This window comes from Luteibacter rhizovicinus (assembly GCF_004342265.1).
GTDB lineage: Bacteria > Pseudomonadota > Gammaproteobacteria > Xanthomonadales > Rhodanobacteraceae > Luteibacter > Luteibacter rhizovicinus_B.
Genome location: NZ_SMCS01000001.1, coordinates 921,229 through 942,426 on the forward strand (window position 1 = coordinate 921,229; position 21,198 = coordinate 942,426).

The following is a 21,198-nucleotide window of genomic DNA, read 5'->3' on the forward strand; positions in this document are numbered from 1 at the left end:
CGGCGCGACGCGAAGTCACGAATCCTCCGGACATGTAGCCAGTAAGTGCCCGCACACACGGGAAAGGTTGCGCTTGGCTATGCCCCATCGCACATCCGCGACGAGCCATCTTTTTTCCATGCGAGGCAACCGATCGTCCCTACCCCGGCACTCACGGGCAATCAGCGAAAGACATCGGGATCGATGCCGTCGCGTTCCCCATGATGACGATCGAGGCTCCTTCGAGATGCTAAAGATTCAGGTCGGCCACTCCTACTTCCTTCGCTACGACCGGAAGCAGTGGGAACGCGGCAAGCCGTATCCCCCGCTCGCGACGATTCAGGTCGCGGCCCTGCTCAGGGAAATGGGGCACGAGGTGTCGTTGTTCGACGCGATGCTCGCCGACGGCGTGGAAGATCACGAAGGCGCCCTGCACGCCGCGCGTCCGGAACTGGTCGTGATCTACGAGGACAACTTCAACTTCCTCACCAAAATGTGCCTCGGCCGCATGCGTGAGGCGGCTTGCCGGATGATCGGCGAAGCGCGCGCTTATGGCGCTCGCGTGATCGTCGCAGGTTCCGATGCATCCGATCATCCGGAGGCTTTCCTCGCCGCGGGCGCGGACGCCGTACTGGTCGGCGAAGGCATCGCCGCGCTGGTCGAACTGAGCGGCCGGCTCGAACGCGATCCCGGCCTCGACACGCCCGAGTGGGTCGCTGGCGTTCCCGGCGTTGCCACGCGCGTGCAGGGACAGATACAACTGACCCGCGTCGGCGTGATCCCGCCCGATGCACGACTGGTCGGCCGTCCTGCCTGGGACCTGGTCGACATGGACCGCTACCGCACGTTCTGGCACGAACGGCATGGCTACTTCAGCCTCAACATGGCCGCTTCGCGCGGCTGTCCGTTCCGTTGCAACTGGTGCGCCAAGCCGATCTGGGGCAATCACTATAAACAGCGCCCCGCCGAAGACGTGGCCGCCGAGATGACCTACCTCAAGCACACGTTCGCGCCCGATCACATCTGGATGGCCGACGACATCTTCGGCTTTCATGTCGACTGGGTCACCGAGTTCGCCGCGCATCTGCGCGCGTCCGATGGTTCCGTTCCCTTCATGATCCAGACCCGTGCCGACCTCGCCAGCGAACGCATGGTCGCCGCGCTGGCGCTGGCCGGTTGCGCCGAAGCCTGGATTGGTGCGGAGAGCGGCAGCCAGCGCGTACTGGACCGCATGACCAAGGGCACCAAGGTGCCCGATCTGATCGCGGCCCGGGAACGGCTCGGCGAGCATGGCATCCGCGTGGGCTTCTTCATCCAGCTCGGCTACCTGGGCGAGGAACTCGACGACCTGCTGGCAACGCGCGCGCTGGTGGCGCAAGCCGCGCCGGACGATGTCGGCGTCAGCGTCTCTTATCCGCTGCCGGGCACGAAGTTCTACGACGAGGTGAAGGCGCAGTTGGGCAAGAAAACGAACTGGCGCGACAGCGCCGACCTGTCCATGATGTTCCGCGGCGCCTACGACTCGGATTTCTACCGCCGCGTGCGCGACCTGTTGCACGAACAGGTCAATCTGCAACAGGCGAAAACCGGCGAATCGGCCGAACGTCGTCGGCAGGAGCTTACCGCGCTCGATGCGCGCTGGGATGCGCTGATCGCCTGCGAGCACGCGCATCGCAGCGAAGAGCCCACGATGTCTCCTCCGATGGCAAGGCAGAGCATCGCCTTGACGCTGCTCTAGACCGCCATGCTGCCGCCACTGGGTCTGGTCAGGAAAGGGTTGCATCGCACCACCGAGGCGCTTGCCGAGGAACTGGCGTTCGCACGACCGGGCGCCGCCACGCCCGACTGGAACGAACTGGAGTGGCAGCTCGCATCAGCGGCCGCCGCCGCGCACGGTATCTCGCCGCTTCTGTCGCAATGCTCTACCTGGCGGCATCCCGCGTGGACACGGTTCCTTGTCGCCCAGCGCGAGCATGTCGAGCATCGTCATCGACACATCGCGTCGCTGCTGGAACGTATCGACGCCAGCGCGCGTGTTGCCGGACTGCCCATCGTTCCCCTGAAGGGCTCCGCCTTGCATGCCATCGGCCTCTACGCAGCGGGCGACCGGCCCATGGCCGATATCGACCTGCTGGTCCGCGATGCGGATGTCGACGCGGCTATCGTGTTGCTGACCGATCTTGGCTACGTCGAGTCGTTCGTGCAGTGGAAGCATCGCGTCTTCAAGCCGGCGATGGGCGAACCGATCCTTGGGCTCGGCGAGCACCGCGACACACCGGTCAACATCGAACTGCATACGCGCATCCAGGAGCGTTTGCCGATCAGCACCGTGGACATCACCGAACGCATATATCCGGCCGATCCCCGTCCCGGCCTGAATCCGTATCCTTCGAACGGCGCATTGATGAGTCACCTGCTGCTCCATGCGGCCGGCAATCTCTGCGGACGCAGCGTGCGTCTTATCCATCTGAACGATATTTCCCTGCTGGCGACGCGAATGGTCGCGCGCGACTGGGAAGTGCTTTGGGCTGGCGGTTCGCCATGGTGGGCCCTGCCGCCGCTACGTCTGGTTTCGCGCTACTACCGGTGCGCCGTCCCCTTGTTCGTGCTGGCCCGGCTGCAACGCGACTGCCCTCTCCTGTTACGGATGATCTCGCGCGGTCGCACACTCACCCAGGCATCGTGTTCGGCGCTATGGCTGCACGCATTGCCGGGCATCGAATGGGCACAGTCGCTGCGCGAAGCCGGCCGCTGCCTGCACAACCGTTTCCGGCCATCGGAGGAAAACATCAAGGAGCGTGCCGACATGGTCCGCACGCAGCTGTGGCTCAAGGGACAGAGCTGGGTCACGCTGAGCCATGGCCGGCGCATCCTGACGCGGCTCACGCGTCCGGTGCCGCGGATGGATACGCTCTACGTGGTACGCGCCGCGCTTGAATACGGCGCATCGTCGACGTAGACGTTAGCGCCCGGCGAGAAGCATCGCGTACAACGTCTCGAACGATCCGGCGGTATGATCGGCGTCCTCGGCGATCGCCCGGCGCTGCGCTTCATCGGCAAGGCGCAGCCGCAGTCCTTCATCGTCGAGCACGCGCTGTATCGCCACCGCGAGTGCGGCCCAGTCGCCGACGGGCACGGCCAGCGCCGCCGCCGGCGACCATTCGACCAGATGTCCCACGGCCGTACCCACGGTCGGTACGCCCGCCACCGCCGCCTCCAGAAGGACGAGCGGTCCGGCTTCGTGCAACGACGACATCACCAGCAGATCGGCCGCGACCATGAGCGGACGCAGTTCCCGTTGCGTGCGGAAGCCCACGAAACGGACGTGCCGTTCCAGTCCGAGCCGATGAACCAGACCATCCATCTCTCCCTGCAACGTGTCCACACCGACGATGTCGATGGTGAAAGACAGTCCCGCGTTGGCTACGGCCGCCAGGGCACGCAACAGGGTCGTCTGGTCCTTGACCCGGTTGATGCTGGCGACATGGATCAGTCTCGCCGGTCCGGCATCGCGTCGGCGTGGCGCGAGCGGTGTCCACGCGCGTAGATCGACGCCAAGCGGCACGCGCCGCGCTTCGAGACCGAGCGCACGCAGCGAATCGACAATCGGCGAGCTGGCCGCCGTGATCGCGTTCGTAGCGCGCAACACGACGGCCTCGCGCAGCCGGCCTTTCCACTTCCGCCGTCCGCCGTAGCCGATGGCGTCGAGCGCGACCAGTTCGCCACCGGCGATGTGGACGAGACTGGGTCGCCGCAGCCATCTCGCCGCAACGACGGCGATCAGGCTGCAGTCGCCCGAAAAAATGGCGTGGATAAGATCGAACGGTGCGTGGCGATGCTCGGCCCGGATCGCCGCGATCGCACGCAGGCGAGGCCATCCCTCGCCGATGTTGTGGATCTGTGCGCCAAGCAGGTCCCAGCGCGCCGCCACGGCTTCCTGATGCAGGACGAAGACATGGACGTCATGCGCGCGCGCGAGTCGTTCGATCAGCGCCAGCAAGACCGGGATCACGCGGAATTCGCCCGTACGGTCGACACCGCCAGGCATCACCAGTGCGATCTTCATGTCGCGTTCCGCCGCCGGTCGTCGAGCAGTTGTGCGTATGCGTCCGCCCATTGGCGACCCACCGCCGCGAACGACAACGTGGCGTCGAAGTGGGTTCGCACGCGTGCTGGCGACGGCCGATCAATCGCCATGCGGACCAGTATTTCGGCCAGTTCCGCCGCATCGCCACGCGTCCAGTGCTCGCCGATGGCGTCGCCGGTCAGCGCGCGGAACGCGGGAATGTCCGTCACGACGGGTGCCACACCGCAGGCAAGCGCTTCCAGCAATGCGTAGCCGCAGCTTTCGGCGAGGCTTCCGGAGACGAACAGGTCCGCGGCCTGCATGCAGGTTTCGATACGTGCATGTGTCAGCGTGCCGAGGAGATGTACGCGCCCGGCGAGTCGCGGATCCTGCGCGACCCGTCGCTGCACTTCGTCCAGCAGCGGCGCATTGCCGAAGGCGAACCACAGTTGCACGTCAGGCAGGCTTGCCGCCGCCAGGGCGACGCCCTCGATCACGGTGAGCGGGTCTTTGCCGTCGCTCAGATGCCCGACCGAAAGAATGCAGGGATCGCCACGGAGACCCGTCGCGGCGCGCGCGCTGGCCCGGTTGCCAGGCACGAAACGGCTACTGGATTCCGGTATCGCGAACAGCCGGGTCCGCGTCCCGAACAGGCTGGCGGCGACGAATGGTTGCGCCAGCGCGGGTGCGGTGAAAGCGATACCCGATGCGGCGGCGTACCAGGGCCGCCACCGCGAGCGTCGCCACCACGGCGGCGGCCGGTCGGCGTGGTCCTGGATCAGGATCGGCACATCGGGCAGGCATCGCGCCAGTTCGAACGCGTCGCGAGCGAAGCCCAGACTGTGCAAATGCAGGACGTCCGGTGCGATGTCGCGCAGAAGATCAGCGAAATGGCGGGCACGCCTGACTGCGGAAGTCATGCCGCGGGTATCGGTGAAGCGATAGTCGACGCCGCGACGCGTCAGCCGCGCATCGCATGCCGCGGCCTGGATCACGGAGATCCGGGTACCGGCGCCCGCGGCCGCCTCGGGAATGTCCGCCAGCGACGGCCAGCGTTCGAACAGGTCCGCGGGCGAGCAATCCGCTGGCGCGGGCAACACATTGATCTGCGCGACATGCACGCCTAAAGACCCGACACCTGCGGCATCCGCAAGCGAACCAACCGGTTCGCGAGATTAAGCTCCCACGGGCGGTCGTACTTGCGCTGACGGTAGCGCCACGCGGCCATCGCACTCAGGCTGCGCTTGGCCCAGGTGGGTGAGCGCAGGTCCTGCACGGTGGGGAAACGGCAGCGCAGCACGGTCACGAAATCGTGGATGTGCCGGCGAAGCTCGTCGGTCAGCCACGGCGCATCGGCGTGGCAGGCGTAATCGACCCAGCGTTTTTCCATCCATTCTTCCGGCGTTTTCGGAAAGATCACGGGCTCGCCGTTGAGGTCGAGCAGTGCCATGCCGGGATGCTTGCCGCGGTCCTTTTCGTGCTTGCTGCTTTCCGGCAGCGGCGTGTAGATGTAAACGATGATCTCGGAAGCCGGATTGATCCGCTTCAGTTCGCGGATGAACTCGAAGGTGTGCTGGGTTTCCTCCTCCGTGTTCTCCGGCGGCGCGACCATGAACGACAGCTCGGGAATCACGCCGTGCCGCCGGCATAGCTCCGCGACTTCCAGCGTCTGGTCGGGCCGTGTGCCTTTGCGGATTTCCTTGAGCATCTGCCCGCTGGGCGATTCGGCACCGATGTACGCCATGCGCAGGCGGCTCTTGCGCACCAGTTTCCACGAGCTTTCCGACAGGTTGAGCAGCGCATCGGAGCGGGCGTAGCACCACCACGGCATCTCGAGTTTCGCCATCACTTCGAGCAGCGGGATCATGTCTTCTTCGCGGTCGAAGAAGTTGTGGTCGAAGAACTGGATCGAATCCGCGCCAAGCTCGTACTTGAGATAGCTCAGGTCGCGTTCCAGCCGCGCCGCGGCCGGCAATGCCGTCGTGCCACCGAACATCGCCGCCACACCGCAGAACGTGCAACGGAAGCGGCAGCCGATCGACGCCTGGTGCGCGGCCGTACGCCGGCCGAGAAAGGTGCGGGCCAGATAGCGTCGCGGATCGCCGAGCTTGTCGTAAGGCAGGACGATGCCGCTGTCGCCAAGCGAGAAGCGTCGGTTCGGGTTGTGCACCACCGCGCCATCGTGTTTCCACGACAGGCTGCCGATCTTCGCGAAGTCCGGCTCTGCCCTGCCCAGAGCGGCTATCAGTTCGGGCAGGCTTTCTTCGCCCTGCCCGCGGATCGCGTAGTCGACATAGGGCGCGGCCAGCGCGGTATCCGCATAGAGCGTCGGGAAATAGCCGCCCCAGATGATCGGGGTTTGCGGAAAACGCTCGCGGATCGCTTTCGAGACGGCGATGGACGGCTCGATCTGCGGACCGCCCATGACGCTGATGCCGACGGCATCGAAGTGCGTGCGCTCCATGGCGCGAAGTGTTTCGCCCACCACGTCGCGATCGACGTTGCCATCGATGATGTGGCTCTCGCCCGTCCGGTCGAGGGCCGCCGCCAGGTGCAGCAACGATAGAGGGAACCGTGCGCTGGACGGTGACGTAATGGTTGGATTGACCAGCAGCGTCCGCGGGGAGTGAGGCATGGGTCGGAATGGCATGTCGTGGAAACTCATGGGAGGCGCCTGAGCTGGAATACCAGCGCGACGGGAACCTCGAGCGCCGCACTATCGAAATGCGCGGCCGGCGGAATATCGGCCGGATTGAGCATCGGTTCCACGATGCGTTCGATCGCGAGCCTCAGCGCGGCACATGCCTCATGCCAGTGGCTGTAGAGATGCTGCGTATGCCGCACCGCGTAGCGTTGCCCGCCATGCCTGAAATCCCGCTGCCAGCCGAGCGCATGGCCGATGGGATGGACATCGCTGCATAACAGACGGCCACCGGGACGCGTGACGCGGCGCAGTTCGCCCAATGCCTGTTGCAGATGGTCGAGATGGCCAACGACCAGACCGCATACCGTGAGGTCCGCGAAGCCGTCCGGTATCGGTAACGAGGTAAGGCTGCCCTGCCGCAGCGCGACGTTGGCGACAGCGGAACGTGCGGCCAGCGCCTTGCGCGCTCGTTCGAGCATCGGCGGCGACAGATCCACGCCCGTCACGTGCGTCGCACCGCGATCCAGCGCGTGCAGCACGTAGCGTCCGCTGCCGCAGCCGGCATCGAGCACGCTACGGCCGTGCAGTTGTCTGGGCATCAGGCTGAGCATCGCGCGTTCCTCGGCGAGCATGACAGGGTTGTGCGCGTGCGGCGGGTAACTGTCCGCCCAGAGGGCATAGGCATCGACGGGTTCGAGCATCGGGACACTCAGCATGGGATACGCCTCGCTGCGGTCGTGGCATCGGTGACGAACGCCAGCCCCGGTTCGAGGGCGAGCAACGCGGGATCGGCCAGGGAACGGGCCAGCAGTTTCGGCTTGCCGTCGAGCATCACCGCCACGGCATCGACGCCGGTGGCCGCAAACCAGTCGGCGAAGTCGGGATCGGCGATGCGCGGCAGGCCGTCGCGCACGACGGCGCGAAGCTGGCTGCGTCGCAGCCCGACGAGACTGTCTGCCGGATCGCCGCCACGATCCTCCACGATCGCCATGTCCGCCGGGGCACCGACAGCCAGGCTGCCGTATCCGGCAAGACGCAGGATGCGCGCCGCTCGCGTGGTGACCAACGCCAGCAACGACGTCGCATCCAGCTCATCGCGAGCGGCGGCCATGCTCAGCTCGTCGAGCAGGTCGCGGGCACCGCTCAGACGCGAGTCGCTACCCATCGTCAGCCGGCCGGCTTCGCACAGACGGCGCGGATCGAGCGTTCGTCCGAGCAGTGCGCGATTGCTTTGCGGACACCAGACGACAGCCGCGCCGCAGGCGATCACGCGATCGATATCCGTTTCGCGCAAGCCGACGCCGTGGATGAGTACGGTGTTCGCGGCCAGACAACCCAGCGCGTCCAGTTGCGCGAGTTCCGCCTGCGCCGTTTCGTCGGTGCCTTCGGCGAGATGGATCAGCCAGGGTCGGCCGGCGGGCGTGGCGGCGAAACTCTGGCGTACCGGCGGACCGTAGTCGGGACCGGCCAGCGTGTAGCTCCAGCCATAGTCGCGCAGCAAGGCGACGGGAAAGTCGGCGTCGTCGAGTGCCGGGTGCCAGGGATCGTGATGCGCGACGCAGGTCGTGCCGGCGAGCAGGTTCTTCAGCGCGCCGTGGCGAAGGCGAAGGCTTTTCGGTACGTCCAGTGCGGCGACGACGATGGGATCCTGAAAGTGCGACTGGAAAGCCGAGATCCAGGCGTAGCTGTTCGGAAAAGGCGTGGCGTGACGTAGTGGCGGCACGCCGTTGACGTGCAGGTGGTCGTGCGCGTTGATCAGGCCCGGGAAGATCAGGTGATCCCGCAGATCGACCGGGTACGCATGTGCGCCCGGCGACGCATCGATGCGGCCGGCACGAACCGGAAGCGGCGCATGCGACACGCCATCGGGCACGAGGGAAACCGCGCCGACAAGATCGGTATCCGACGAAAAATGGTGTCGAAAGATTTCCATCCGACTCAACGCCGGTGCATCACGATTAGGAAATGGTCGCCCATGTCGCGCAGCAACGGCGCGGCACCGAGGCGATCGTCCAGGCGACCGAGCCGTTCGTACCAGTCCGGACGGCGGCGGTAGCGGTCGACCATGTACGGTGGCGGCATGAACAGGCTCAGCGCGCGATAGCCGCCCAGAGAGAACGTTCCGGCGAAGGCACGATAGAACTCGCGCGGCAGGTAGTAATACGTCCAGATCGTGTGCCGGTTCATGCCGACCGCCGTCGCACCGCGCGCGGCGCGCACGGCTGCACGACGGAAACGTCCACGCAATGCGTAGTGCCCTACTTCCCACGGACAGATCCGGCCCATCACCGAAAACACCAGCGTGCCGCCCGGCTTGAGCAGGCGCGCGCATTCGCTCGCGACGGCATGCAGGTCCGGCGCGCAGTTCAACGGACCGAAGTTCGAATAGATCGCGTCGAATTCGCCGTCGAGCCGGTCCATCCGCTGGATGCCCAGATGCGTGGTCGTCACCCGCGATTCGAGCGCCGCGGCGTCGGCGCGTTCGCGCGTTCGTTCGACCATCTGCGGCGACCAGTCGGTGGCAACGACGCGGAAACCACGCCGCGCGAACTCGATCGCGTCGATGCCCGTACCACAGCCGAGGTCGAGCAGACAGCCGCCCGCCGCGACCTTGGCGTGCACGGTGTCCCACAGGGTGACCCGCATGCGCTGGATCAGTTCGTTGTTGCCGCGGGGGCCGTCGTAATCCGCCGCGACACTGTCGAAGGCGTGCTGGGTCTCCAGCAGCTGCGCTTCGTCTAGCGTGTGTTGCCCACTCATGTCGATCTCCGTACCCAGACCGGTGAGTGCCTCGGGACACGCCTTTGGTTGAATCGGATCGCAAACGATCGGATGGTGAACGGAGGTGTCACCGGCGAGTCCGTCGCATGGCATCCCTTCCCACCGCCGCCAAACCGCCGAGGAACAGTCCGGTGAGGAGGCCGATGCCCCAGATCAGCACGGGATTGGGAAACGCTTTCCGCTCCGGCACATAGATCGGCCAGGGCATCGATGTTTCGAAGGTGTAGTTGGGAACGAGCCGGGCGACCAGTTCGCTACGCGCCTGCTGCAAGGCGCGGATGTCCTCGTTCTTCGATGCGAGCAGCACGCTTGCGAGACCCGTGCCTGTGCCGGCATCGCGCGACAGGCGGTCGCGATCGGCCTGCGCGGTCCGCAGGTCGGCCTCGATCTCGTCGAGACGCTGGTTCGCCAGCCGGAGCGGCACCTCGCCGATTTGCCGATGAATGGCTTCGAGCCGCGTGACCGTCGCGGTGACCAGGTCGGCTGCCTGCCGTGGCGAGTACGCCCGAACGCGCATCTTGATGAGGTTGGCATAAGGCTCGGGATCCAGCTTCATGCTCTTCCGGTACAAAGAAGCCTCGCGCGACTCGACGGTGAGTCCGATGCTCCTCACCACCTCGTCCTGAAACGCCACGGTCTCCAGGCGTTCGATCACCCGCAGCAACGACTCGACCTTTGGGTCCTGTCCGGCAGGTGCCGGCGCGATCTGCCCTATCTGTATCCACGCCGTCGCTTCCCACTGGTCGCGCGCGACGCGTGTATAGGCGAAGGTAAGCGCCAGAACAACGATCAGCACGGCCACGAACCAACGCCACTGGCGCAGCAGAACCCGCCACATGTCGATCAAGTAGATGTCATCCTGTTCCATGGTTGCTCACTGCTGAAGTGGAGGAAAAGTCGTGGGAACGGCGATCGGGCAACCACGCCGCGATCACCTGCATGACCAGGCACAGGCCGATGAATCCCGCGTTGGTCAATGTGTATGCCTGCGGTGCGAACGGCGACATCACGCAGACGTAGGCCACGCGTAGGAAGATCAGCAACGGGAAAAGGGACGCCGCCGGGCGGAGCCGTCGGGCACTCCACAGCAGCAACGCATACAGCACGCCGATCGCGAGTACGGCACCTGCAGGCCCCATCGCCATCGCAAACGGAAAGAACTCCGTGCCCACGTTGATGTTCGGCGCATCCAGCGGAATATCCGTTCCCGCGGTGGCCACCGATCCGCTCAGGGGAACCAGCTGGTTGATGAGGAAGTCGGCATTGGCGTAATGCTTGGCCACGATGGCGCCGAAGTTGTACGGACCGGCGCTGATGTACAGCAGCAGCCATTTGATGCCCTGCGGCATCGCGCGGTACATGTCGCCGAACGGCAACGCCACGGTTTCGATCGAACCGGACCGCAGCATGCCGAGGACCGAGAACCCGCCGCCGCCGGCAAGCGCAAGCACACCGATGGTCTTCCACGGCAAGGGCCGTGCCTCGTCGCGCCTGAAGATAATCACCAGACCCAGCGCCATCAGCGACGCGAAGAGCCGGTTGCGGTCGATTACCAGGATGGGAAAAACGATGCCCGCGACGATCAGTGCATTGCGCAACCAGCGTTGCCTGGCGCAGAGCAGGCCGATCGACGGTAGCGTCCAGCACATGTCGGAGATGTGCCTGACATGCTCGCGCCCCCCTTCCATCGTGGCGTACGACGCCGGATTGTCGATCAGCGGAATGGGAAACAGCGTCAGGTCGAGCAGGCAGAACACGATGACGACACCGGCGAACGCCAGCGCGACGAAGGCATCGCGGGTGCCCGCATAACGGCGCGAACGGAAGGCCGCCAGCGGCGGCAGGCGGACACCCGAGAACGCGTCGACGAACAGGATGGCGGCGGCGCTGAGGACGAGGATCAGGATGCCGTCCAGATACCCGGTCGGCAGATCGTAGGTAAGCAAGGTGAGCCCGCAGGCGAACAGGATCGGCAGGCAGAGGTAGACCGAGGGCCATCTCAGCAGCTGTTTCATGCGCGCTCCACATGGTGATTCGCGGAGGCGAAGCGGAACTTCGATGCGACGACGAGGCAGGCATAGGCCAGCAGGTGCAGTGCGACGCGCGCGTGCCTCTTCTGCAGGAAGGCGATCTTGGCCCCGATGTAATAGGACTCCGCCCGCAGCAAGCTCCGGCACGGTTCGTCGAACAGCTCGGTCCGGCGAATTGCGACCTGCCGGGCCTCGGAAAGGTTCGCGATACGTGTCGCCGTGTGCCGGGTCTTGCTCAGGTTGGTGTCGTGAAGCCGGTACGCGCAGACGCTGACATCGATGAAGCCGAGCGCATCGCGGGCCGCCAGGCGAAGGAACATGTCCCAGTCGTCGATACGCAGACCTTCGGTCCACCGGGACACGATTTCCAGCGCACTCTTCCGGAGCAAGGTCACCGGACCGCCGATCGCCCAGCGGGTGATCACGGCGCGCCGTATGCCGTCGTCGGACCGGTACAGTCGCTTGTCGGCGCCGTGCAGGTCGCGCATGCCGCTGTCATGCAGCTTGTTGCCCTCCCCGTCCACGACGATCGAGTCGCCGATTACCGCGCCCTTGCGCGGATTCGCCAGCAGATAGCGGACCTGCGCATCGAGGCCGCCGGGCAACAGATAATCGTCGCTCGAACCGAGCCGGAGCAGTTCGCCACGCGATCGGGCGACCAGTTCGTTCAGGGTCGCGGCGATGCCCTTGTTCTCGCACCGCACATATTCGATCGGCAGGTCGCCGGCATGCAGGGACACCCACTCGGCGATGCGTTCGCCCGTGCCGTCGGTCGAGCCGTCGTCGATGATGATGAGCTCCTTGGCCGGATAGGGATCTTCCAGCACGCTGTCGAGGAAACGCTCGACGAAGCGCTCGTGATTGAACGCGGGAACCAGTACGGACACCAGTGGCATCGCCACCGCGTTCTTCGTCGGATAGGCGGGCATCGTCAGAGTTCTCCCAGGTAGCGGCGAACGACCAGGACGTTGAAGACGAAATAGGCCACGTAGTTGATCGCGAACGCGTACATCGCGCCGATCAGCCCGATGTGCGCCGTGAGCACGTAGACCAGTACGAGATAGCTGGCGGCGAAGACGCATTCGGAGATCACGAACAAGCGCGTCATGGCTTTCGCCAGCATCACGTAGGACAGGATGAACGAGGCGATCTTCACGACGTCGCCGACGAGCTGCGGCCCGTACAGTGCGTTGGCCGAAGCGAAGTCCGCACTGAACAGCACCTCGGTCACCCATCCCCTCAGCGCGTAGACCGCCGCCGCGAGCACGACGACCACGGGAAGGATGTAGCGGTACGCGTTGCGCAGCTCGAAAACCAGTGACGTGCGCGCCTTGGTCGATGCCAGCTTGGGCAGGTAGTAAATGTTGATTGCGGTCGTGAGAAACAGCAGGTAGGCATCCGAGACGCGGCTCACCGCCTGCCAGTAACCCACTTGCTCCCAGCCGAACTGTTGCGCGAGGTGGTCGCGCACCGCGATGTTGACCAGCGGCGGCAGCAGCGCGGAACTGAGCGTCATCACGGAGAACGTAGCCAGCCGTACGACCATCTCGCGATCGAAACGCAGCCGCAGCATGCCGCGCTGAAAGTACGGGCTTCGCCACCACGCCGGCAACCCGACGACGAGCCACAACACCTGGCCCAGCACGAGCGCCAGCAAGGCACCGTAAAGATGCAGCCAGCGCGACAACCAGATCGCCAGCGCGATGCCGAACGCCGAGCCGAGCACCTGGATGAACGCGAGGCGGCGCACGTCCATGAAGCCGTTGATCACGGCGATGATGTAATTGAGCAGCGCAATCCCGAGCTGGGCCACCGCGAGTATGCGGATCAGGTTCTCGTAGCGGGGATCGTCGAGTAGCCACAATGCGAGGCGGTGACTGAACAGCAACGCGGCGCAGCCCATCAGGCAGGTAGCGCAGAGCGAATACCAGAGCGCTGCCGCGAGGAAGCGCGACAGCCGCGCGGGATCGTCGCGGAACTCGGCCACGTATTTCACGATGGCGGCACTGATGCCGCCGCCGGCCAGCACGGCCAGCAACGACATCAGGCCCATGAACTGGCCCAGCTTGCCGACGCCTTCGGGACCGGCGAACCAGGCAACCAGCTTGATGACGACCAGGCCCGCGACCAGTCGCGCACCGGTGCCGAGGGCCGAATAGAAGCTGGCGCGGACGATATTCATGCGGCACCGTCGAACGTCAGGCAGGCCGCGATCACCCGGTCGACCGAAGCGGCATCGAGTGTCGGACCCATCGGCAGGCTCAGTACGTCGCCGTGCAGACGCTCCGTTACCGGCAAGCGAACGTGTCCCAGTCCGGCATAAATCGGCTGCTTGTGCGGGGGGATGGGATAGTGGATCTGGGTCTGGACGCCGTTGGCGTGCAGATGCCGCTGCAACGCGTCGCGGAACGGACTGCGCACGACGAATAGGTGCCAGACGTGCCGCTCTTCGCTCGCCACCTCGGGCAACACGATATAGGGATGGCGGATGCCGTCCCGATAGCGGGCCGCGACATGGCGGCGCCAGACCGTATCGCGATCGAGGTACGCCAGCTTCACCCGAAGCAATGCGGCCTGCATCTCGTCGAGCCGCGAGTTGAGACCCGGATGCGGGTGGCGATACTTCTCGGACGATCCGTAGTTGCGCAGGGCCGCGACGCGCTCCGCCAGTTGCGGGTCGTCGGTAACGATCGCTCCGCCATCTCCCAGTGCACCCAGGTTCTTGGTGGGAAAAAAACTGAATGCCGCGGCGTGGCCGAACGCACCTGCTTTGCGACCGCCCTCCGACGCGCCGTGTGCCTGGGCCGCGTCTTCGATCAGCAGCAGCCCATGGCGGCGGGCAAGCACGTCCAGTGCGCGCATATCCGCCAGTTGGCCATACAGATGCACGGCCATGATCGCGCGCGTGCGCGGTCCGATGGCCGCTTCGACACGTGCCGGATCGAGATTGAAGGTAGTTGCGTCCGGTTCGACGGGCACCGGCACCAGCCTGTTCTCGCTGATGGCGAGGAAACTGGCGATAAAGGTATTGCCCGGGACGATGACTTCGTCGCCGTCGGTCAGCGCACCGAGCTGCTTGTAGCCGCGCAGGATCAGGGACAAGGCATCGAGGCCGTTGCCGACACCGATCGCGTGGCCGACACCGCAGTAAGCGGCGAATTCCCGCTCGAACGCCGCCAGCTCGTCGCCGAGCACGTACCACCCCGAGTCGATCACCCGTGCCGCCGCCGCTTTCAACTCATCGGCGTAGCGCGCGTTGACCGCGCCCAGGGGGAGGAACGGAACGTCCATCAGAGCGTCCATTCGTAGAAGTCGTGCACAACCGCTCGTGCGCCGAAGGATTCCTTCTGCGCAATCAGGCCGCCATTGAGTACCGCCCCACCCTGCTCCGTCGATACGCCGAAGGTGAAATGGGCGCGGTCCGCGTAGACACCGCCGATCAGTTCGCCCAGGAGAAGACTGAGCGCGCCCAGTCGCAACCCTTCCTCCGACGCTGCCATGTATTGCGTATGCACCACCCGGCCGAAGTCATAAACGACGACGCCAGCCAGCAAGACATCGTCGCGACGGGCTTCGTGCAACACGATGTGATGCGGGAACCGGGAATGCAGAAGAATCAGTTCGTCCGCGCTGTGCGTCGGGCCGACCTCATGCTTGCGCAATGTGTCCGTCAGCACGGCATGGAACCCCGCGAGATCGTCGCTCACGCGCATCTGGATGCCCGCTTTCCGCGCCTTGCCTATGGAGTGCTTCCGCCCCTGCGAGAAGTGGAATGTTTCCCGCAGCGAGATGGCCGAAGACACGTCGCGCCGCATCAGCCGGGCGCCCAGTCGATGCAGGACGTAGAGATCTTCCTCCGCGTGATAGGCGTGGTACACGTGCGGTACGGCTTTGTAGACGATGCGCTTCACGCCCTGCGACCGGTAATGGCCGCCCACTTGCCCGAAGACATCGAGCGTGGTTTCGGTACGCATCGCCGGACTCACGATCAGGCCGGCATAAGTGAGGCCACCGTGACTCACGATGCCATCGTCATGGAGGCTGGCCGGCAGCACCGCCACGACTTCGCCGTGCCGCTCGACGATAAGCGAGCGGTCGACGAAACGGTGTGCGTGGTAATCCATGTAACCGCGCCGATGCAGCAGATTGCCGTTACGCGAACGAGCCACCAGATCGTCCCACGCTTCCGCGTCGGCCGGCACATAAGGCCTAACCGTGAACATGATGGATGCCTCCGTTCGGGCTGACATCGCGCGCTTCGGCCACGCCGAAGCCGTCCACGCCCATGTCGTTGCCGTTGTAGAACATCAGCAGCGTGTCGCGTTGACGGATCAGTGCGGGATAGCAGATGACGCGCGAATCCCAGCCGTCGGCGGAAAGCGCCAGACCCAGCGTTTCGTCGCGGCGGTCCCAGTGGATGCCATCGTCGCTATAGGCCACGCCGGGGAAATATTCGCCATTCCGGTTGCCGCGCGTGAAGTACATGACGTACCGGCCGCCGATCCGGTACACGCGCGGCCGGCCGATCCGGTACTCATCGTCCCGCGGCATCAGACAGACGTGGTCCTCGCGCGGCAAGCGGGCAAGATCGTCCGTCTCCAGGTAACGGATGTGGTATCGGGGAAAGGGGTGCCCGGCGATGGACTCCCAGTCGTTGCCCACCGCGTACCACAGGCGCCAGCGTCCGTTCTCGTGGATCGCCGAATGCACCGCGCCGATCGTGCCGCGGCCGGGCGCACGATCGAGGATGGGGGTTTCCTGTACACGCCGGAAGCGATGGCCCCCGTCGTTGGAAATCGCCAGACCCGTGAAGGCAAGGAACTTGGCTTTGGCAACCCACTGGAAACCGACGTAGAACAGATGCAGACCATCGGCCGTGTCGACGACATCGCCCAGGATCACGCCGTTGTCGTCGAAACAGCCGTCGCGACCGATGTCGAGCGCCGGCTCGGCACTGACGTTCACGACGATCGTGGGATCTTCCGCAAATACGTCTACATAACCGATCCGGCTGACACCGTCCGCGTCGCGGAATCCGGCGTAGACGCGGATCAGGTCGTCGTCGAGTCGATACGGCGTCGGCGTGAGCGCCGAATGCCGCATCCATCCGCCCACGCCCTGGCGCGCGGTGTCGAACACCAGGCCTTTCTTGGTCCACTCGACCATGGGCGCCTCAGAGCTTCACGTCGAAGCTTGATTTACCGGGCACCGCACGCGCCGGCGAACCGATGTAGATCCGGCCCGGTTCCGTATCGCGCGTCACCAGCGATCCCGCGCCGATGAGATTGTCGGCGGCGACCTTGACGTGATCGTTGAAGGTGCTGTTCACGCCGATGAAGCTGCTTTCGCCGATGTCGCAGTAACCCGAGATCACGGCGTGCGAAGAGACGAAGACGTGGTCGCGCACGACGGTGCGATGCCCCACGTGGTTGCCGCTCCAGAGGATGCAGTTCGCACCGATACGGACGAAGGGCTGGATGACGTTGCCCTCGAAGATAAAGGTGTTCTCGCCGATTTCAGCCCCGCGCCAGACGAACGCCCGCGAGCTGACATACGTGGCGAAGCGGTAACCGCGCCGTTTCGCATCGAGGTAAAGACGCGTGCGCAGGCGATTGAGCTGGCTGGCCGGAATGGCGACGAATACGTCGACGTCGCCGGGTGGGTATTCGGCCTCGAGCGTCTCGTAGGCGACGACGGGTCGACCGGCGAGTACCGGCTGCACGATGTAATCGCGTTCGACGCTGAAGGCGACGACGTCGAGATCGCTGTCGTGCTCGAAGTATTCGCAGGCGATCATGGCGAACTCCCCCGCGCCTATCAGGACTAGCGGGCGTGCCATGCCACACCGCCCTCCGCGTACGCGACGCCGTTGACCTCGCGCAGGAACTCGTCGTAGTCGGTGATGTAGTCGGTCGCGTCGTAGTACTGGTCGGCGAGCACCATCAGCACGCAGTCGTCGCTGAAGTCGTACAGTTCGCGCCAGACCATGCTGCCGAGCAGGAGTCCTTGCGAGGGATCGTCGAGTACGACCTCTACCGGTCCGGTGCCGTCGTCGAGCAGGAAAGTGACGGAACCGCGCACGGTGACCGCCAGCTGGTTGAGATGGCGATGCGCGTGGCGTCCGCGATGCACGCCCTCTTTCGTGGCGAACAGGTAATACACCCGGCGGATCTCGAACGGAACATTCCGCTCCTCTTCCAGGGCAACGAGCATGCCGCGGTGATCGCCGTGCGGCTGCAACGGTATGCGTTCGATTTCCATGCTCGGGACCAGGCAGGTGATTGAGGGCGTCTCACGAGGTTGAGTGCCACTGGTCCTGCAAAAGGTTGCGTGGTTGCACCGGAGTCAATCGATGCAACCTTTTGCCGCCAGTCCGGCACTCAATGCGCATTGGGTCGCTTCACCGTCGCAGGACCTGCGTCGGGCGGGCACGGGGATTGGCAGCGCGCAAGGGCAATCGGTATGACGCTGGAGAAAACGACTTCGCCGGAAGACGCTACAGCGAGGCATCCGCGCCGGCTGGTGGCGTTGCACTGGCTTACCGTCCTCGCCGTGGTCGCGGCGGCCACGTTCATCCTGACCCGCGACGAGGTCTCCGGTCGCGCGCTGCGCACGTGGCTGCTCGAAGGCCATCGCCACGCGGGCCTGATCGTACTGATCCTGTTCGTTGTCCGCGTCGCGGTGCGTTTTCGTCTCGGCAAGCTCCCCCACGATGGCAGTACGTCACGGCTCATCCGCGTGCTCGCTGCCTCGACTCACGTGGCCTTGTACGCGCTGCTTCTCGGCATGCCCCTGCTCGGCTGGGCGCTGAGCGGTGCGCAGGGCAACACGGTCCATTTCTTCGGCATCGCGCTGCCGGCGCTGGTGGGCGAGGACGAAGATCTCGCCGACAGGTTGCAGGCCTGGCACCTGGATGCCGCCTGGGTGCTGCTCGGTCTGGTCTGCCTGCATATCGCGGCCGCGCTCTGGCATCACTTCGTCCTGCGCGACGGCGTGCTCCGCAGGATGTTGCCGGGACCTCGCCCATGAAAGGTGCGCCTTCTTCATCCATCGCCGCGCCCCATCTATCACAAGGAGTTTTCATGCCGTCTTTCCTGCTCCGGTTCGCGATGTGCCGGCCAACGCACAGGTCGCTGTGGAGCGGCATCGCCCTGCTCCTGCTGATGGCCAGCAACGCCGCCCACGCCATCCCTGCCTATGCCCGGCAGACCGGGTCCGCGTGCGCGGATTGCCATGCCGGTGCCTATGGTCCGCAGCTGACTCCTTACGGCATGCGCTTCAAGCTCAACGGTTACACCGATACGGACGGCAAGGGTTTCAAGGTGCCGGTATCCGGGCAGCTCACCGAAACGCATACGGCGCCCGCGCGCGGCAATAGCACCACCAACCTGACCGAAGGCGATCTGTATCTGGCCGGACGCCTCACCGACAACCTCGGCGGTTACGTCAAGATCGAGGCCGACCACACCGGGCACAATACGTACAACACCAAGCTGAGCAACGTCGACCTGCGCTTCGTCGCCAAGGAACTGAAGATGCGCGGCAAGGACCTCACGCTGGGCGTGAGCGTCAACAACAGCCCCGGTTTCCAGGACCCCATCGCGGCCCTGCCGAACGCGGCGCTGATCGGTCCGCCCGGCGTCACGGGCACGCTGCTCAATCCGTCCAGCCCCAATACGCTGACTGATCGCGTCATCGGTGCCAGCGTTTACGGTCTTTACGATTCGGTCTGGTATGGCGAGGTCGGTACGTACAAATCGCTGCCGACATCGCAGCAGGACCGTCTCGGTTACAACATCAACGGCGACCCCGGAAAGCTCGGGGATACGGGGTATTTCCGCTTCGCGTACATGAAGGACCTGAAGCGGCAGTTCTTCTCGGCGGGCGTTGTCGCGCTGACGACAAAACGACAGCTACCCCGATCCGGACCCAGCGACGACCTGACCGATCTCGGCTACGACCTGACCTACCAGTACCTGGGCAACCGGGAACACATCGTCCAGGCGAGCTACGTCAACATTATGGAACGGCGTCATTACGGTACCCGGCTCCTCGGACCGGATGGCTTCGTCGCACCGGGCCGCGCGACCGTGCACGACCAGACCGCGACCCTGACCTACACTTTCAGGCAAACCTACGGCGTGGTGCTGACGCACATGCTCAGTACGGGGCCACGCGACGCGGTGCGCTACACGCCGTACGGCGATCCCAACGCCACCAGCAACCTCATCACGGTGTTCTGGGCGCCCTTCGGCAAGGACGATTCGTACACGACCATCGCCAACCTGAAGATCGCGGCGACATGGTTCCGCTTCACCCGGTTCAACGGTCGCTACACGAACATCTTCGGTGCCCCGCCCGGTGCGCTTCCCACCAGCGCGGGCGACCTCAATGCGTTCTCCGTCTCCGCCAGCCTGGCGTTCTGAAACCCTACGGGAGTCCATGTGTGAGTAAGTTATTCCTGGGCCCATCCATGCGGCGCATTGCCGCCGCCGGCCTCTTCGCCGGCTGGATGATGGCCTCCCCCCTCGCCGCGGCCGGCGATCCCGCCGCGGGAGCGGATGTCTACAAGTCGGAATGTGCCGAATGCCACGCCGTCAAAGAAGGGCGCAACAAAAAAGGCCCCAGCCTGTTCGGCATCGTGGGACGCAAGGCGGGCAGCGTGACGGACTACAACTACTCCGATGCCTTGCGCAAAACCACCTGGGTATGGACCGCGGAGCAGTTGCACACCTACCTCTCGCAACCGGCGAAGCAGGCCAATCCCGGCACCAAGATGAAATACGATGGCCTGTCGGATGCCAAGGACCTGGACGATCTGCTGTCGTACCTGAGCACTCTTCACTGAAGCACCATTCATCACCGACCTTTCGAATGACGACGTGATATTGCGCAATCGCCCCGGGTTTCCGCACAGGGGAAACGCCTCGCCGTGGTGGCACGCCACGACGAGGCGTTCGCGCGTCCGCCGTCTCGGACTCGGATGGCTCGCGTTGACCTTCGGTTTCGTGGCGCCGTTGCACGCCCAGTCGGTCGGCACGACCGGCACGGTGGCGATCAGTTCGCAGCTGGTCGATCGCGGCGTGGCGATCACGCCGTCCACGCCCATCCTGCAGGGTGCCGTGTCCTGGAGCACTCCCTCGGGGTGGTCGCTGGGCCTGTCCGGCAGTACCCGGATCCGCTCGCCAGGACGCATCGTCGAGACGCTGGCCCAGGCGGCGCATTCCTGGACGGTGTCCAGCGACTGGCAAATGCAGGCCGCCCTGATCTACTACCGCTATCCGTCCAGCGGGCCGTGGCACGTCTACGACCGCACGGAACTGGCGGTCTACTGGATCTATCGCGACATCCTGACCGTCGGCCTGTCGGGCTCTCAGCTGTTCCACGGCGCGGATCACGGCCCGCGCGGCGCGGCCGACATCGGCTTCCGCTGGCCCCTGGCACCGCACCTGACCCTGTCCGCTGGGGCGGGTATCGCCCAAACGCTGGTCCGGCCCCGTTATCCCTACTATGCGGAGTCCGCCCACTACGCGTACGGTCAGTTGGGACTGATATGGGACAATGGCCCCTGGCGGGTAGAACTGGCGCATATCGCAAGCGATCAGGAAAAACGGCACGGGCAACCGGGTGTCTCACCATGGACGGCGACGATCGCACGGTCCTTTTGATTCCACAGGCAACCTTTTTGCCCCGTTAGG

The 21,198-nt window shown here is 65.0% G+C and carries 21 protein-coding genes; 6 read left to right on the plus strand and 15 right to left on the minus strand.

Annotation, left to right across the window (positions count from 1 at the left end; translation table 11 throughout):
- Nucleotides 1–226: 226 nt before the first annotated feature.
- Nucleotides 227–1,717, plus strand: coding sequence for a B12-binding domain-containing radical SAM protein (locus EC912_RS04065; RefSeq protein WP_132141821.1), 1,491 nt, complete (start codon nt 227–229; stop codon nt 1,715–1,717).
- Nucleotides 1,718–1,723: 6 nt separating this feature from the next.
- Nucleotides 1,724–2,938, plus strand: a complete 1,215-nt coding sequence (locus EC912_RS04070; RefSeq protein WP_132141822.1) for a nucleotidyltransferase family protein — start codon at nt 1,724–1,726, stop codon at nt 2,936–2,938.
- Between the two features lie 3 nt (nt 2,939–2,941).
- On the opposite strand, the gene EC912_RS04075 is transcribed toward EC912_RS04070, so the two are convergent.
- The 15 genes from EC912_RS04075 to EC912_RS04145 all read right to left on the minus strand — a co-directional run bounded on the left by EC912_RS04075 (nt 2,942) and on the right by EC912_RS04145 (nt 17,761).
- On the minus strand, nt 2,942–4,045 hold the full coding sequence (locus EC912_RS04075) for a glycosyltransferase family 4 protein (RefSeq protein ID WP_132141823.1): 1,104 nt from the start codon (nt 4,043–4,045) through the stop codon (nt 2,942–2,944).
- Nucleotides 4,042–5,166 carry a glycosyltransferase family 4 protein gene (locus tag EC912_RS04080; RefSeq protein ID WP_132141824.1) on the minus strand — a complete coding sequence of 375 codons (1,125 nt, stop codon included), beginning with the start codon at nt 5,164–5,166 and terminating at the stop codon, nt 4,042–4,044. Before EC912_RS04080 ends, EC912_RS04075 begins: the two co-directional genes overlap by 4 nt.
- A 2-nt stretch (nt 5,167–5,168) precedes the next feature.
- Nucleotides 5,169–6,680 carry a B12-binding domain-containing radical SAM protein gene (locus tag EC912_RS04085; RefSeq protein WP_132141904.1) on the minus strand — a complete coding sequence of 504 codons (1,512 nt, stop codon included), beginning with the start codon at nt 6,678–6,680 and terminating at the stop codon, nt 5,169–5,171.
- Nucleotides 6,681–6,706: 26 nt separating this feature from the next.
- Nucleotides 6,707–7,405, minus strand: a complete 699-nt coding sequence (locus EC912_RS04090; RefSeq protein ID WP_132141825.1) for a class I SAM-dependent methyltransferase — start codon at nt 7,403–7,405, stop codon at nt 6,707–6,709.
- On the minus strand, nt 7,399–8,622 hold the full coding sequence (locus tag EC912_RS04095; protein ID WP_132141826.1) for an amidohydrolase family protein: 1,224 nt from the start codon (nt 8,620–8,622) through the stop codon (nt 7,399–7,401). Before EC912_RS04095 ends, EC912_RS04090 begins: the two co-directional genes overlap by 7 nt.
- A 5-nt stretch (nt 8,623–8,627) precedes the next feature.
- Nucleotides 8,628–9,449, minus strand: coding sequence for a class I SAM-dependent methyltransferase (locus EC912_RS04100; RefSeq protein ID WP_132141827.1), 822 nt, complete (start codon nt 9,447–9,449; stop codon nt 8,628–8,630).
- Nucleotides 9,450–9,537: 88 nt separating this feature from the next.
- Nucleotides 9,538–10,338 carry a Wzz/FepE/Etk N-terminal domain-containing protein gene (locus EC912_RS04105; RefSeq protein ID WP_132141828.1) on the minus strand — a complete coding sequence of 267 codons (801 nt, stop codon included), beginning with the start codon at nt 10,336–10,338 and terminating at the stop codon, nt 9,538–9,540.
- Nucleotides 10,325–11,485: a hypothetical protein gene (locus EC912_RS04110; RefSeq protein WP_132141829.1), complete on the minus strand. Its 1,161-nt coding sequence runs from the start codon at nt 11,483–11,485 to the stop codon at nt 10,325–10,327. The genes EC912_RS04105 and EC912_RS04110 overlap by 14 nt, the downstream gene beginning before the upstream one ends.
- On the minus strand, nt 11,482–12,429 hold the full coding sequence (locus EC912_RS04115) for a glycosyltransferase family 2 protein (RefSeq protein ID WP_243649129.1): 948 nt from the start codon (nt 12,427–12,429) through the stop codon (nt 11,482–11,484). The genes EC912_RS04110 and EC912_RS04115 overlap by 4 nt, the downstream gene beginning before the upstream one ends.
- A 2-nt stretch (nt 12,430–12,431) precedes the next feature.
- Nucleotides 12,432–13,682 (minus strand): O-antigen translocase, encoded by a 1,251-nt coding sequence (locus EC912_RS04120; protein ID WP_132141830.1) that lies wholly within the window; start codon nt 13,680–13,682, stop codon nt 12,432–12,434.
- The gene (locus EC912_RS04125) at nt 13,679–14,791 is read right to left on the minus strand and encodes a DegT/DnrJ/EryC1/StrS family aminotransferase (protein ID WP_132141831.1); all 1,113 of its coding nucleotides are present in this window, start codon (nt 14,789–14,791) and stop codon (nt 13,679–13,681) included. Before EC912_RS04125 ends, EC912_RS04120 begins: the two co-directional genes overlap by 4 nt.
- On the minus strand, nt 14,791–15,723 hold the full coding sequence (locus tag EC912_RS04130) for a GNAT family N-acetyltransferase (RefSeq protein WP_132141832.1): 933 nt from the start codon (nt 15,721–15,723) through the stop codon (nt 14,791–14,793). Before EC912_RS04130 ends, EC912_RS04125 begins: the two co-directional genes overlap by 1 nt.
- Entirely contained in the window at nt 15,710–16,666 is a 957-nt protein-coding gene (locus EC912_RS04135; protein WP_132141833.1) for a hypothetical protein, read from the minus strand. The genes EC912_RS04130 and EC912_RS04135 overlap by 14 nt, the downstream gene beginning before the upstream one ends.
- 7 nt (nt 16,667–16,673) lie before the next feature.
- Nucleotides 16,674–17,339: an acetyltransferase gene (locus tag EC912_RS04140; RefSeq protein WP_132141834.1), complete on the minus strand. Its 666-nt coding sequence runs from the start codon at nt 17,337–17,339 to the stop codon at nt 16,674–16,676.
- Entirely contained in the window at nt 17,324–17,761 is a 438-nt protein-coding gene (locus EC912_RS04145) for a sugar 3,4-ketoisomerase (protein ID WP_132141835.1), read from the minus strand. The genes EC912_RS04140 and EC912_RS04145 overlap by 16 nt, the downstream gene beginning before the upstream one ends.
- A gap of 201 nt (nt 17,762–17,962) precedes the next feature.
- Here EC912_RS04145 and EC912_RS04150 point away from each other — a divergent pair, with 201 nt between their 5' ends.
- The 4 genes from EC912_RS04150 (at nt 17,963) to EC912_RS04165 (ending at nt 21,168) form a co-directional block, all read left to right on the plus strand.
- The gene (locus EC912_RS04150) at nt 17,963–18,529 is read left to right on the plus strand and encodes a cytochrome b (RefSeq protein ID WP_132141836.1); all 567 of its coding nucleotides are present in this window, start codon (nt 17,963–17,965) and stop codon (nt 18,527–18,529) included.
- A gap of 80 nt (nt 18,530–18,609) precedes the next feature.
- Nucleotides 18,610–19,926 carry a cytochrome C gene (locus EC912_RS04155; RefSeq protein ID WP_132141906.1) on the plus strand — a complete coding sequence of 439 codons (1,317 nt, stop codon included), beginning with the start codon at nt 18,610–18,612 and terminating at the stop codon, nt 19,924–19,926.
- Nucleotides 19,927–19,973: 47 nt separating this feature from the next.
- The gene (locus EC912_RS04160) at nt 19,974–20,348 is read left to right on the plus strand and encodes a c-type cytochrome (protein ID WP_132141907.1); all 375 of its coding nucleotides are present in this window, start codon (nt 19,974–19,976) and stop codon (nt 20,346–20,348) included.
- Nucleotides 20,349–20,493: 145 nt separating this feature from the next.
- Nucleotides 20,494–21,168, plus strand: a complete 675-nt coding sequence (locus EC912_RS04165) for a hypothetical protein (RefSeq protein WP_132141837.1) — start codon at nt 20,494–20,496, stop codon at nt 21,166–21,168.
- The last annotated feature ends 30 nt before the right edge of the window (nt 21,169–21,198 follow it).

What these genes read in the sequence shown, in the direction of transcription:
- EC912_RS04065 (WP_132141821.1), top strand. Translation starts at nt 227, where the DNA reads ATGCTAAAGATTCAGGTCGGCCACTCCTACTTCCTTCGCTACGACCGG.
- EC912_RS04070 (WP_132141822.1), top strand. Translation starts at nt 1,724, where the DNA reads ATGCTGCCGCCACTGGGTCTGGTCAGGAAAGGGTTGCATCGCACCACC.
- EC912_RS04075 (WP_132141823.1), bottom strand. Translation starts at nt 4,045, where the DNA reads ATGAAGATCGCACTGGTGATGCCTGGCGGTGTCGACCGTACGGGCGAA.
- EC912_RS04085 (WP_132141904.1), bottom strand. Translation starts at nt 6,680, where the DNA reads ATGCCTCACTCCCCGCGGACGCTGCTGGTCAATCCAACCATTACGTCA.
- EC912_RS04090 (WP_132141825.1), bottom strand. Translation starts at nt 7,405, where the DNA reads ATGCTGAGTGTCCCGATGCTCGAACCCGTCGATGCCTATGCCCTCTGG.
- EC912_RS04095 (WP_132141826.1), bottom strand. Translation starts at nt 8,622, where the DNA reads ATGGAAATCTTTCGACACCATTTTTCGTCGGATACCGATCTTGTCGGC.
- EC912_RS04100 (WP_132141827.1), bottom strand. Translation starts at nt 9,449, where the DNA reads ATGAGTGGGCAACACACGCTAGACGAAGCGCAGCTGCTGGAGACCCAG.
- EC912_RS04105 (WP_132141828.1), bottom strand. Translation starts at nt 10,338, where the DNA reads ATGGAACAGGATGACATCTACTTGATCGACATGTGGCGGGTTCTGCTG.
- EC912_RS04110 (WP_132141829.1), bottom strand. Translation starts at nt 11,485, where the DNA reads ATGAAACAGCTGCTGAGATGGCCCTCGGTCTACCTCTGCCTGCCGATC.
- EC912_RS04115 (WP_243649129.1), bottom strand. Translation starts at nt 12,429, where the DNA reads ATGCCCGCCTATCCGACGAAGAACGCGGTGGCGATGCCACTGGTGTCC.
- EC912_RS04120 (WP_132141830.1), bottom strand. Translation starts at nt 13,682, where the DNA reads ATGAATATCGTCCGCGCCAGCTTCTATTCGGCCCTCGGCACCGGTGCG.
- EC912_RS04125 (WP_132141831.1), bottom strand. Translation starts at nt 14,791, where the DNA reads ATGGACGTTCCGTTCCTCCCCCTGGGCGCGGTCAACGCGCGCTACGCC.
- EC912_RS04130 (WP_132141832.1), bottom strand. Translation starts at nt 15,723, where the DNA reads ATGTTCACGGTTAGGCCTTATGTGCCGGCCGACGCGGAAGCGTGGGAC.
- EC912_RS04135 (WP_132141833.1), bottom strand. Translation starts at nt 16,666, where the DNA reads ATGGTCGAGTGGACCAAGAAAGGCCTGGTGTTCGACACCGCGCGCCAG.
- EC912_RS04140 (WP_132141834.1), bottom strand. Translation starts at nt 17,339, where the DNA reads ATGGCACGCCCGCTAGTCCTGATAGGCGCGGGGGAGTTCGCCATGATC.
- EC912_RS04145 (WP_132141835.1), bottom strand. Translation starts at nt 17,761, where the DNA reads ATGGAAATCGAACGCATACCGTTGCAGCCGCACGGCGATCACCGCGGC.
- EC912_RS04150 (WP_132141836.1), top strand. Translation starts at nt 17,963, where the DNA reads ATGACGCTGGAGAAAACGACTTCGCCGGAAGACGCTACAGCGAGGCAT.
- EC912_RS04155 (WP_132141906.1), top strand. Translation starts at nt 18,610, where the DNA reads ATGTGCCGGCCAACGCACAGGTCGCTGTGGAGCGGCATCGCCCTGCTC.
- EC912_RS04160 (WP_132141907.1), top strand. Translation starts at nt 19,974, where the DNA reads ATGCGGCGCATTGCCGCCGCCGGCCTCTTCGCCGGCTGGATGATGGCC.